Origin of the sequence: Micromonospora sp. NPDC049240, assembly GCF_040647835.1 — a bacterium.
In the GTDB taxonomy this organism is placed as follows: Bacteria; Actinomycetota; Actinomycetes; order Mycobacteriales; family Micromonosporaceae; genus Micromonospora.
This window is the reverse complement of sequence record NZ_JBEZCX010000042.1, coordinates 1-9,533: the sequence shown is the minus strand read 5'-3', so window position 1 is coordinate 9,533 and position 9,533 is coordinate 1. Positions and strand designations below refer to the sequence as shown.

Below are 9,533 nucleotides of genomic sequence, written 5' to 3'. Positions count from 1 at the left end.
GAAGTTCAACCCCGCCGCCCGGACCGCAACCCGCACCTGCCCAGCCGCCAACGGCGCCACCGCCTCCGGACAATCCAGCACCGCCAGGTTGTCCAAACTGCCCGGCTCCGACACATCAAGACGCCACGACAACCGCTCAGGACCAGGCAGGGATAGCCGGCCAGTACCACCGGCTCGGGTCAACCGCCGGGTGTACAGGTCACCGGCGCGTACCGCGATCTCCGGCTCGTCACTGTCGAGCACCGCCGACAGGAGTCTGCCTAGTCCGCTGCCGGGGTCGGTGTGATCGTCGAGGTCCAGCAGGACGAACCGATTGGGATGCTCGGACTGCGCGGAACGGACCAAACCCCACACCGCAGCCGCAGCCAAGTCACTACCATCAGTGGCGCCACGAGTGAGCACCACCAACCGGGAACCCTCCGTGGCCGCATCGGCCAGCCACTCCTGAACCCAACCCAACACCAACACGCTCGCCGCGTGCGTAGCCTCGACAACACCCACCGCATCGCCCGCAGCCGGTAGCTCGGCCACCACCACCGGGGGCAGCTCACCAGCAACCTGCCCATGCCATCCCCAGACCGGTTCGGTAGCCGCCGGCGTGGTGTCGAGCTCCGCGTCCGGCAGCGGCACCCACTCCACCGCGAACAGCGACTGCGCCGCATCCGGCATCCCGACGGCGAGTTGATCGGTGGTCACTGGTCGCAACACCAGCGAGTCCGCGGTCAGCACCGGCTGGCCGGTGGTGTCGAACACCGCCACCGCGATACCGCCGTCGTCGGTGGGTGTGAGCCGGACTCGTAGCGTGGTAGCTCCAGTCGCGTGCAGCCGCACCCCACTCCACGCGAACGGCAACACCGCCCCGCCATCATCGCCACCGAGCAGCCCGGTCAACCCGATCGGATGCAACGCCGCATCCAACACCGCCGGATGCAACCCGAACCCGTCCGCTGCGTCCTGCTCAGGCAGTGTCACCTCGGCATACACATCCCGCTCGGAACGCCACACCGCCCGCAAACCCTGAAACACCGGCCCGTACACGTACCCGCCGTCAGCCAACCGCTCGTACACGCCGTCCACCGCCACCGGCCGCGCACCGGCCGGCGGCCACTGCCCCAACCCGGACGGCACCCGGCCGGCCTGCGGGCTCAACACACCCGTGGCATGCCGAGTCCACGAACCCTCCGCGCCTTCTGTCCGGGAGTACACGTTGACCGGCCGTCGACCATCCTGGCCGGGATCACCGACCCACACCTGCACCTGCACCCCACCCTGCTCCGGCAACAGCAACGGGGTCTGCAGCGTCAACTCCTCCACGGAGGCACAACCCACCTGGTCCCCGGCGTACATCACCAACTCCACATACGCCGTGCCCGCCAACAACACCGAACCCAACACCGCATGATCGGCCAACCACGGCTGCGCCGACAGCGACAACCGGCCGGTCAACACCACCCCATCCCCATCAGCCAACGACACCGCCGCACGCAACAACGGATGATCAGCCGAACCCTGCCCCAAGACCCGAGCGTCCCCCACACCGGCCACCGCCGACTGTGGCCAGAACCGCTGATGCTGGAACGGATAGGTCGGCAGTTCCACAGCCCGCCGACCGGCGGTCGTGCCGAGCAGTGCCGGCCAGTTCACGGTCCCGCCGTGTACGTGGACACCGGCGACCGCGGTCAGTAGTGTCTCCGGCTCGTCGCGCTCGGCGCGCAGCGCTGGCAGCCACACGTCCGTGTCGGGGTCGGCCATCGAGGTCAGCGTGCCGTCCGGTCCCAGCTCGAGGAAGACACCCACGCCCTGCTCACGCAGCGCGTTCACCGCGTCGTCGTAGCGCACCGTCTGGCGGACATGCGTCAGCCAGTATCCGGGTTCGGTCACGTCCGCACCCGGGGTGCCCGAGACCACCGGGATGGTCGGCTCTCGCCACACCACCCCGCCCAACACGTCGGCGAACTCGGCCAACATCGGCTCCATCAACGGCGAATGAAACGCGTGACTGACCCGCAACCGCCGCGCCTTACCACCGGCGTCTCGCCACCGCTGCGCCAAATCCAACACCACATCCCGGTCACCGGAGATCACCGTCGAGCGGGGGCCGTTGACCGCCGCCACCCCCACCAGATCGGTGTGCCCCGCGATCAGGTCGTGGGCTTCGGCGTCGCTGGCGGTCAACGCCACCATGGCCCCACCAGCAGGAAGCGCCTGCATCAGACGACCCCGCGCGGCCACCACCGCCACCGCATCAGCCAAATCCCACACCCCCGCCACATGAGCCGCACTCAACTCACCAATCGAATGCCCCGCCACACACTGCGGAACCACCCCCCACGAACCGACCAACCGGAACAACGCCACCTGCACCGCGAACAACCCCGCCTGCGCATACACCGTCTGATCCAACAACCGCGCCTCGCCCGCAACAACCTCCCGCAACGACCGCTCAAGATGCTGGTCGAAGTATGCGCAGACCTCATCGAACACCTCAGCGAACACCGGATACGCCTCATACAAGCCCAGACCCATCCCGAGGCGCTGGCTACCCTGCCCGGAAAACACCACCGCCAACCGACCGGCCCCAGCGATCCCGGCAACCACCCCCGGCGCCTCGACACCGGAGGCCAGCGCCTGTAGCCCGTCCATGAACGCCGACCGGTGCTGGCCGAGCACCACACCCCGGTAGGGGAACCCGGTCGCCCGGCTGTCCACCAACGCCCGCCCCACCGCAATCGACCCGACCTCGGACCGGTCGGCCACGAACCCCGCCAACCGCTGCGCCTGCGCCCGCAACGCCACCTCAGACTTAGCCGACAACAACCACGGCACCACCCCACCCGACAGCGGGACCGCCGGCGACTGTTGGCCCAGTTCGGCCGGTGTGTCCTGCGGCGGTTCGAACGGTTCGGCGTCTTCCGGGATCTCGAGCGGTTCGGGTTCTTCGAGGATGAGGTGGGCGTTGGTGCCGCTGATACCGAACGACGACACCCCAGCCCGTCGTGGCCGCCCGTTGACCGGCCACGGCGTGGCCTCGGTCAGCAGCTGCACCGAGCCAGCCGACCAGTCCACATGTGTCGACGGGGCGTCCACGTGCAGCGTCCTGGGCATCAAGCCGTGCCGCATCGCGAGGACCATCTTGATGATCCCAGCGGCACCTGCGGCTGCCTGGGTGTGGCCGATGTTCGACTTCACCGACCCCAGCCGCAGCGGCTGCCCCGCCGGCCGGTCCTGGCCGTACGCGGCGATCAGCGCCTGCGCCTCGATCGGATCACCCAGCGTGGTGCCTGTGCCGTGCGCCTCCACCACATCCACCTCGCCCGGCGACAACCGCGCATTCGCCAACGCCTGACGGATCACCCGCTGCTGCGACGGACCATTCGGCGCACTCAACCCATTCGACGCGCCATCCTGATTGACCGCGCTGCCCCGCACCACCGCCAACACCCGATGCCCCCGCCGACGAGCATCCGACAACCGCTCCAACACCAGAATTCCGACACCCTCACCCCAACCTGTGCCGTCGGCGGCGTCCGCGAACGGTTTGCACCGCCCGTCGGCAGCCAACCCACCCTGCCGGGAAAACTCCACAAACGCCCCCGGCGTGGCCATCACCGTCACACCGCCGGCCAGGGCCATCGAACACTCACCCGAGCGCAACGCCTGCGCCGCCAAATGCACCGCCACCAGGGACGACGAACACGCCGTATCCACCGACACCGCCGGGCCCTCCAAGCCCAAGGTGTACGCCACCCGCCCCGACATGACACTCGCCGCGTTACCGGTCAGGAGATGCCCCTCACTGCCGGTCTGCGCGTCACCAATCATCGAGACGTAGTCCTGACCGTTCGTGCCCACATACACGCCGGTGTCCGAGCCGCGTAGCCCGGACGGGTCGATCCCGGCCCGCTCCAACGCCTCCCAGGAAACCTCCAACAACAGCCGCTGCTGCGGATCCATCGCCACAGCCTCCCGCGGACTGATCCCGAAGAACCCCGCGTCGAACAACGCCGCACCAGCCAGGAACCCGCCCTCCCGGACGTAACTGGTTCCCGACCGAGCCGGATCCGGGTCATACCCCGCATCCCAACCCCGATCGATGGGGAAGCCACCCACCGCGTCGACGCCCTCGACCAGCAACTGCCAGAACCCGTCCGGGTCATCCACCCCACCCGGGTATCGACACCCGATCCCGACAATCGCCACCGGTTCGTCGATATCCGCGCGGGCCGCTACTGGCGTGGCGGCTGCGGCAGTGTTGTTGCCCAGCAGCAGGTCCGTCAGATGGTCGGTCAACACCTGGGCACTGGGGTAGTCGAGGACCAGTGTGGTTGGTAGCGGCAGTCCGGTGGCGGTGGCCAACCGGTTGCGTAGTTCTACCGCGGTGAGTGAGTCGAAGCCGAGTTCGCGGAATGCCCGGTCGGGTGGGATTGCTTGGGCGTTGTCGTGGCCGAGGGCGGTGGCCGCGTGGGCGCGTACCAGTTCGAGGATCTTCTGCTGGCGTTGCGGGCCGGTCAACGTCCGCAGTTCGGTGGCCAGTGCTGAATCGTCGGATGGCCCGGGTTCAGCGTCGGTGATGGCGGTCTGTGCCTCGGGTAGGCCGGCTAGTAGCGCACTCGGGCGTGCGGAGGTGAACGCTCGGGTGAACTGGGTCCAGTCCACGTCAGCGACGGCGAGGAAGCCTTCACCCTGACCGACTGCCTCGGCCAGGGCCTGCACCGCCCGCTGCGGATCCATGCCGCGTACTCCACGCCGCTGCAACTGTGTGGTGTCAGCCTGCTCGGCCATTCCCTCGCCGGCCCACAAGCCCCACGCCACACTAGTCACCGGCCGTCCCAGGGCACGCTGCTGAGCGGCGTAGGCGTCCAGGAACGCGTTCGCGGCCGCGTACACCCCCTGCCCGCCGCTACCCCACACACCGGCGTTCGAGGAGAACAACACCATCGCGTCCAACCGGTGCTCAGACCCCTCGACCAACAACTCGTGCAGGTTACGGATACCCGCGACCTTCGCCGCCAAGATCTGCTCCGCCACCCCCGGGTCGGTGTCGTCGATGGACGCGAGCTGACCGATCCCGGCGGCATGGACCACCGCATCCACCGGCCCCACTCCGCTCAGGGCCGCGGCCAACCCGTCACGATCCGCCACATCACAACCCCGCACACTGACCCGGACCCGATCTCCAGCGGTCAGCTCATCAACCAGCTCGACCACACCCGGCCCGTCCACGCCCCGGCGGGACATCAACACCACATGTTCTGCGCCATTGCGGGCCACCCAGCGAGCCACGTGCGCGCCCAACCCACCGGTACCACCAGTGACCAGCACCGTGCCCCGAGGCTGCCACACCCGCGGTGACTCCTCCGCCCGGGCACGCACCAACCTGCGCCCATACACACCACCCGCACGCACCGCGACCTGATCCTGACCACTCCACCCGGCCAGCACCGCGGCACAAACCCGCGCCACCGCAGCCGCGTCCCGCGACGCCTCAGGCCACACCACCGGCAGATCCACCAGACCACCCCACCGGCGGGGATACTCCAACGCCGCGACCACACCCAAACCCCACGCCAAAGCCTGCACCGGATCAGCAGGAACGTCGAACCGACCCGTGCCCACCGCGCCACGAGTGAGGACCCACACCCGCCCCGCGTCGCTACCCGTGTCGATGTCGTGCAGACCCTGCAGCAACGCCAACAGCTCCTGCACCGGCGCCCGACCGGGTAGGAACACCACCCCACCCCACCCGGCCCTGTCGGGCCCGGCCACCACCGCCCGCAACGCCGCAGCCACCCCCACCCGGGTGCCGTCAACAGCTACCCGCACCACCCGCGCCCCATGCCCGACCAAGACCTGCTCGACCCGCCCGACCCACCCCGACCCGACCTCATCAGCCGCCAGATCCGCGCCATACACCACAAGCCAGCTACCGTTCAGCGCCGCTTCAGGACCACCGGTCAACGGCTCCCACACAACCCGATACCGCCACGCGTCAATCAGCCGCCGATCCTGACGAGCCCGCTGCCACGCCACCAACCCCGGCAAAACCATAGCCACACCCTGCTCATCCACCCCCCAAGCAGAAGCCAAAGCCGCCACATCACCCCGCTGCACCACCTGCCAAAACTCCGCATCAAACCCACCATCGCCACCCCGCACCGACACACCCCGCACCGCCGGCCAGAACCGCTGATGCTGAAACGGGTAGGTAGGCAACTCAGCCCGCAGCGCGATGGCCCCGCCCACCGCCACGCCCACGCCCGTGGCCTCAGCCGGACCGGCACTCGTGACAAGTAGTGTCGGCCAGTCCACCGCCGCGCCGTGCGCGTGGATACCAGCGACCGCGGTCAGTAGTGTCTGCGGCTCGTCCCGTTCGGCGCGCATCGCTGGCAGCCACACCCCTGCATCCGGGGTATCGGTGTCTGCCATCGAGGTCAGGGTGCCGTCCGGGCCGAGTTCGAGGAAGACATCCACGCCGTGCTCGCGTAGCGCGGTCACCGCGTCGTGGTACCGCACCGTCTGGCGGGTGTGTGTCAGCCAGTATTCGGGTTGGGTCACGTCCGCGTCGGGGGTGCCGGAGACCACCGGGATGGTCGGCTCCCGCCAGGCCACCTCGGTCAGCACGTGGGCGAAGTCGGCCAGCATCGGTTCCATCAACGGCGAGTGGAACGCGTGACTGACCCGCAGCTGCCGGGCCTTGCCGCCGGCGTCTCGCCACTGTTGTGCCAGGTCCAACACCACGGTCTGGTCACCGGAGATCACCGTGGAGCGGGGGCCGTTGACCGCCGCCACCCCTACCAGATCGGTGTGCCCGGCAATCAACTCCTGCGCTTCAGTGTCACTGGCGGTCAACGCCACCATGGCGCCACCAGCAGGAAGCGCCTGCATCAGGCGGCCCCGGGCGGCTACCACCGCCACCGCGTCGGCGAGATCCCACACCCCGGCCACATGAGCCGCGCTCAACTCACCGATCGAATGCCCCGCCAGACACTGCGGGGCCACCCCCCACGAGCCGAGCAACCGGTACAGGGCCACCTGTACCGCGAACAGTCCTGCCTGGGTGTACATCGTCTGGTCCAGTAGCTGCGGCTCACCCGCGACCACGTCCCGCAACGGCCGCTCGAGATGCTGGTCGAAGGACGCGCAAACCTGGTCGAACACTTCAGCGAACACCGGATACGCCTTGTACAGGCCCAGGCCCATCCCGAGGCGCTGGCTACCCTGCCCGGAAAACACCACCGCCAGCCGACCGGCCCCAGCGACTCCGGTCACCACCCCCGACGCCTGACCACCGGAGGCAAGCGCCCGCAACCCATCCATCAACACCGACCGGTGCTGACCGAGGACCACCGCCCGGTGCGTGAACACCGACCGGCCCGCCAACCCCCGCCCCACCGCGACCGGCTCGGCCTCAGGCCGGTCGGTCAGGAACCCGGCCAGCCGCTGCGCCTGCGCCCGCAACGCGACCTCGGACTTAGCCGACAGCAGCCACGGCACCACCCCACCGGGCAGCGGGACCGGTTCATGACCCGATTCCTGGTCCGAGGCCGCCGGGTCAGCCGGTGTGTCCCGCGGCGACTCGAACGGTTCGGTCTCGTCCGGGATTTCGAGCGGTTCGGGTTCTTCCAGGATGAGGTGGGCGTTGGTGCCGCTGATCCCGAACGACGACACCCCGGCTCGTCGTGGCCGGCCGTTACCTGGCCACGACGTGGCCTCGGTCAGTAGTTGCACTGATCCCGTCGACCAGTCCACGTGTGTGGACGGGGTATCCACGTGCAGTGTCTTGGGCATCAGCCCGTGCCGCATGGCGAGGACCATCTTGATGATCCCGGCGACGCCCGCGGCCGCCTGGGTGTGGCCGATGTTCGACTTCACCGACCCCAACCGCAACGGCTGCCCCGCCGGCCGGTCCTGGCCGTACGCGGCGATCAGCGCCTGCGCCTCGATCGGGTCACCCAGGGTGGTGCCCGTGCCGTGCGCCTCCACCACATCCACCTCGCCCGGCGACAACCGCGCGTTGGCCAGGGCCTGACGGATCACCCGCTGCTGCGACGGCCCGTTCGGCGCACTCAACCCGTTGGAGGCGCCGTCCTGGTTGACCGCGCTGCCGCGCACCACCGCCAACACCTGATGTCCCCGCCGGCGGGCATCCGACAACCGCTCCAACACCAAAACCCCGACGCCCTCACCCCAACCTGTGCCGTCGGCGGCGTCCGCGAACGGTTTGCACCGCCCGTCGGCGGCCAACCCGCCCTGCCGGGAAAACTCCACGAACGCGCCCGGTGTGGCCATCACCGTGACACCGCCGGCCAGGGCCATGGAACACTCACCCGACCGCAACGCCTGCGCCGCCAAATGCACCGCGACCAGGGACGACGAACACGCCGTGTCCACCGACACCGCCGGGCCCTCCAAGCCCAGCGTGTACGCCACCCGCCCTGATGCCACACTTGCGCTGGTCCCGGTCAGCGTGTATCCCTCGGTCTCGGCCGGGCTCGCCGCCAACTGCATGGCGTAGTCGTGGTACATGAGGCCGACATACACGCCGGTGTCCGACCCACGTAGCCCGGACGGGTCGATCCCGGCCCGCTCCAACGCCTCCCAGGAAACCTCCAACAACAACCGCTGCTGCGGATCCATCGCCATGGCTTCCCGCGGACTGATCCCGAAGAATCCCGCGTCGAACATGCCGGCCTCGGGGAGGAACGTTCCGTACCGGGTCTGCGAGCGTTGCCGGCCGGAGTCGTGCAGCGCTGTCAGGTCCCAACCCCGGTCCGTGGGGAACTCACCCACCGCGTCGACGCCCTCGACCAGCAACTGCCAGAACCCGTCCGGGTCATCCACCCCACCCGGATACCGACATCCCATCCCCACGATCGCTACCGGCTCGTCGAGCGCGGTGTCCACAGCGACCGGTTCGGTTGCCGGCTCAGACAGCCCATCCAACCGACGCTGTAGGTACTCCCGCAGCTTCACGGGGGTGGGATAGTTGAACAGCAGGGTGGTCGGCAGCCGCAGCCCTGTCACCGCGGCGAGTCGGTCACACATCTTGATGGCGGCGTACGAGTCGAAGCCCTGCTCCCTGAAGCTCCGGTCAGCGTCGACATCCTGCGGCCCCGCATGACCAAGCACGGCGGCCGCATGGATACGGATCAGGTCAAGCAGCTGCCACCCGCCGCCGGCCGCCGGCTCGACTCTCACACCGGCTTCACCAGGACCGTCCCGCCTCGCGGAACGTTCGGTCTCGGCAGGGCCAAACGCAGCCGCGCTGATGTCACGGCGCTCGACCGCGTCCTGGGCTTGGCCGATCGAGGCGACACTGGAACCAAGAGGCTCAGCCAGCGTGTCCGCAAACCAGTGGCGCTGACGCTGAAACGGGTACGTGGGCAGCGGCACGCGCCGGGGCACGTCACCAGCAAAAGTCGGGGTCCAGTCGATGGCGACACCAGCCACGTGCAGAGCGGCCATCGACCGTAGCCAACGCTCGCGTCCACCGTCGTCACGACGCAGCGTGCCCGCCACCACCAGGCCCTCAC

General features: G+C 69.0%; 1 protein-coding gene. It reads right to left on the bottom strand.

Going from position 1 to position 9,533, the window contains the following annotated elements; all coding sequences use genetic code 11:
- A partial coding sequence (locus AB0B02_RS31745; RefSeq protein WP_357306755.1) for a type I polyketide synthase occupies positions 1–9,465 on the bottom strand: 9,465 nt, incomplete at its 3' end.
- Positions 9,466–9,533: the final 68 nt, after the last annotated feature.